Genomic DNA, 4,077 nt, shown 5'->3' on the forward strand with positions numbered 1-4,077 from the left:
AAGAAAACGGAAAACTACGGTGAAGGCGATTACTGGATCGTCAAGCTGGATAAAACCGGAAAAGCAGAATGGGAAAAGAATTTTGGAGGAAAAGGGGATGATCATTTGAGAACATTGGCTTTGACTTCAATCGGCTATATCATCGGTGGAGAATCAAGATCCGAAAGATCAGGGAATAAAACAGTAGGAATCGAAAAGGGAACAGACCTATGGTTGATCTCTTTAAACGAAAGAGGTGAAGAGATGTGGCAAAAGTCTTACAATTTAAAAACCGCGATATACTGATGGGAATGAGTGTGATTCAGAGCCAGGATGAAAGAGAAAAGAATAAAGACTTTACCAAAGGAATTTTACTGGGAGGATACACCCAGGCTGAGGGAAGAATAGAAGCTGAAGATGAAACGTTCTGGATGTTGTATCTGAATCAGGACGGAAATGAACAATGGAGAAAACACGTGACCGGAGACAAGAGACAAAGAGAGGAGAGACTTTCAGACTTGAAGCTCAACCGGGATGGTTCTATCATTCTGGCGGGAACCAGCGCAGAGGAACTCGGAAAAGAAAACTGGAAGATTGTCAAATTGGGAGATAAGCAACTTGATCAGCTAATCGAGAAACAAAACATTAAAATCTATCCGAACCCCGTTTCAGAATATGCTTACGTAGAAATTGGCTACGATTTTAAAGAGGCTGATATTGTGTTGTATGATATGGGAGGAAGGCAGCTTCAGACGGTGAAAACTAAGAATAAAGTGACGAAGATCAATACTCAGAATCTCATTCAGGGGGCTTATCTGGTGACGATAAAAACGGATACGAATAAAACGGCTAATGCTAAATTAATTAAGAAATGAAAAGAATAACACTCATTATATGCATCCTCTTTTTTTACCAAATAGTGAATTCTCAACGTCATTTAGGTAATGAAACAACGAATATTGTTCCGCCATCTCCGCAGTCAGCAGAAATGGTAACCTATGGTAATCAGCCATTAAATGAATATAAAGGAATGGCGCAAATCAGTATTCCAATTACCGGAATTAAAGAAAAGAATCTCTTCAATAATATTGAATTAAAATATTCAAAATTAGGTGTTAAAGTAAATGATATACCCAATAATGTCGGTGTTAGTTGGCTTCTTGATATGGGAGGAGTCATCACACGGACTATATATGATTTTCCTGACGAGATGCGGATTCCTGCTAAAAGATTAATTTTCGAAAATTTATATGGAATAAATACCCTTACACAGTCACCAAATGGTTCTGCAAATGCAACATTGCTGAATTCATATGTGAAGGATGCGACTATTGATAACGAAGTTGATGTATTTAATATTTCAGTCAATGGACTTAATGGGAGTTTCTATTTAGATAAAGATTTAAACCCCGTCCTCTTATCAGATAGTCATCAATTTAAAATACAAACAGTAGGTGATTTTAAAACCACCCACGCATTTATACTGACTACAAACGAGGGAATAAAATATTATTTTGGAGGAAGCACTGCTATTGAGAGAACATTTGTAAGAGATGCTCCTGAGCTTGGAGGATATACCAGTTTTTACCTGACAAAAATCCAAAATGTTCAGGGGAGTGAAATCAACTTTGAGTATAAAAATAATGGACCCAAGAGTACGCCTATATCGGAAACGGAATGGAAATCTATTCGTACCCAGACTTATCAGGATTGTGCAAGTTCAATAAGACCTTTAGGCCTTAATAGAACGTCTTCCGGGTTTGTCTTAAAAATAAACGATTCAAGAACTTTAACAGCTATTAAAGGGGAGCAATCGACCATTAAAATCAATTATGATCCTTCGGATGTTGATAAAATATCTTCAATAGAAATTTTTAACAGAAATAAAAAATATAAAGAATTCGCATTTGTTTATCTGGATTCACCACTGAACAAAAGGTTCTTTTTATCAAATCTTAAAATCTATGATGTTGTAAATGATACTAAGCTATATAATAATGAATATGTTTTTGAATACAATGATCCACTTGCGATACCTGCAAGAATGAGCCGTACTACTGATTTGTATGGATATTATAATGGAAAAAATTCTTATACTTTAGTTCCTAATATTAACTTATTAATCGGAGACGGAACTGGTACCAATTTTCCCGGATTGGAAGGTCTTGCCGACAGAAGGTCAGATTTTAATTATGCAGTAAAAGGAACTTTAAAATCAATAACTTATCCTACTAAAGGTAAAACATTTTATGAATATGAGGGATTAGGTCAGAAAAGTATTGTCTACGACAGCAAAAATGGGATGCTGGATGCTGATGAAATTCCTGCTAACTTGGAAAACTCTTCATTTCTTGATGGAAATGAAGTAATGGATGATCAAGTTAAGGTAAACCTATTTATATCCCAGCATATGGTAAGTGGTCCGCCTGCTAACTATACTGCTAATTTCAAAATACTGGATGCTGTTACTAATCAAGTCTTAAAAGATCAGAATTTACTCTTGCCTAAACCTGTTTTTGGTCAGGATGGGCCATCTCAAAAAACTGTAACTTTTGATTTTGCAACTGAAAAAAACAAACAATATAAGTTTGTTATGAAACTATTAAGAGCAAATTATCATGATATTGGTAATTATGAGGTGGTTTATAAAAATAAATATAAAGAAGTAAACAATGTCGGGCTCAGATTAAAAAGAATCTCAGACTTCGACGGGGTAAGTACTACCAATACCAAAAGACTGTATTATACTTCATTTGATAAAATTAATAATCCTAGTCTGCTTCCAGATAATCTTTACCAAATAGGTGGCTATACTACTTTTATGTACGATATAGCAGGCTGTACAAGTGAGTCTGGAACGCCTTTATTATATCCTAAAGCTATTCAGCAAACTATTCTTTCGTCACAAAATTCTAGCGATTATTTTGATCAACCACTAGCTTTCCCGGTAGTTACCATTAGTTATGGAGGAGATGGTTTTGAAAAAGGGGGAGAAGAAAAAAGATTTATAGATGGAGTATATGATGGGACGTATACTTTTTATTCGCCTCCACCCAGTTCGGGAACTAGCTACTTTGGGGGTATTGAAGATTTAGCTTTGATTTCAGGTTCTGCGGTGAAAGATTTCAACCGTAGTGTTTTATATGAAGATTATAATGGTAAGCTAATTGAAAATAGAGTTTTTTCAAGCTTAAACAATGGGAAAGCCTATATGAAACAAAAAACTGTTTTTAATTACGATTTTACAGAAACAAAAACGATCTACAATCTGATGGGAAAATCCGTGTATGAACAGTTTTATTACGCATCGGGAGAGGATCCTAATAACTTGGTGACCAATTTAGTTTTATTTTATCTTCCAAGAAAATCTTATTCTGTTCCTCTCAATAATAAAACAGAAACTTTATATTTTGAAAATATTCCTGTGGATACAGATGATGATTCTTCCTATAAAAAACTCACCACTACTACAAATTATTTCTATAACAATCCTCTTCACTATCAGTTAACACAACAGAAAACCACTTATCCCGACAATACAGTATCAACATCCAACTTTGTATACGCCCATGAAATAGGGAATCAAAAACTCATCAATGCCCATATGATAGGCATTCCATTGGCAACAGAAGTAAAAGAAAATGGTAAGGTGATCAATAAATCCGAAACAAAATATGACAGTTCCACCCACTTATTTCCAACTTCTGCACTGTCATTCGATCTGCACAACCCTGTTACAGGTTCTACAGAACTCACCTACGACCAATATGACAACAAGGGAAATATACAACAATACACTGCAAGAAACGGCATTTCAACAACCATTATCTGGGGCTATAACCAGACCCAGCCTATTGCCAAGATCGAAGGCGCCAAGCTTTCAGATATCAGTCAATCCATCATTGATACTATTATTAATGCCTCAGACAACGATGCCCAATTAGGTACCGATTCTTCCGAACAGACTTTGATTGCGGCTTTAGACCTGTTTAGAAATAATTCCGCATTATCAGCGTATCAGATCAGTACCTACAGCTATGATCCGTTAATCGGAGTGAAAAGCATCACCCCACCCTCCGGCATCAGAGAACTTTACAA

1 protein-coding gene and 2 pseudogenes are annotated in these 4,077 nt (G+C 35.7%); all 3 read left to right on the plus strand.

What is annotated here, in order from left to right:
• Positions 1–285: pseudogene (locus BW964_RS22790) on the plus strand (T9SS type A sorting domain-containing protein); the annotation flags it as partial.
• Complete coding sequence (locus BW964_RS22160) at positions 246–854, plus strand: T9SS type A sorting domain-containing protein (protein WP_228437942.1); 609 nt, start codon at positions 246–248, stop codon at positions 852–854. The pseudogene BW964_RS22790 and the gene BW964_RS22160, both read left to right, overlap by 40 nt.
• Positions 851–4,077, plus strand: a pseudogene (locus BW964_RS22165) (hypothetical protein); the annotation flags it as partial. The gene BW964_RS22160 and the pseudogene BW964_RS22165, both read left to right, overlap by 4 nt.

This window comes from Chryseobacterium shigense, assembly GCF_900156575.1.
Classification (GTDB): Bacteria; Bacteroidota; Bacteroidia; order Flavobacteriales; family Weeksellaceae; genus Chryseobacterium; species Chryseobacterium shigense.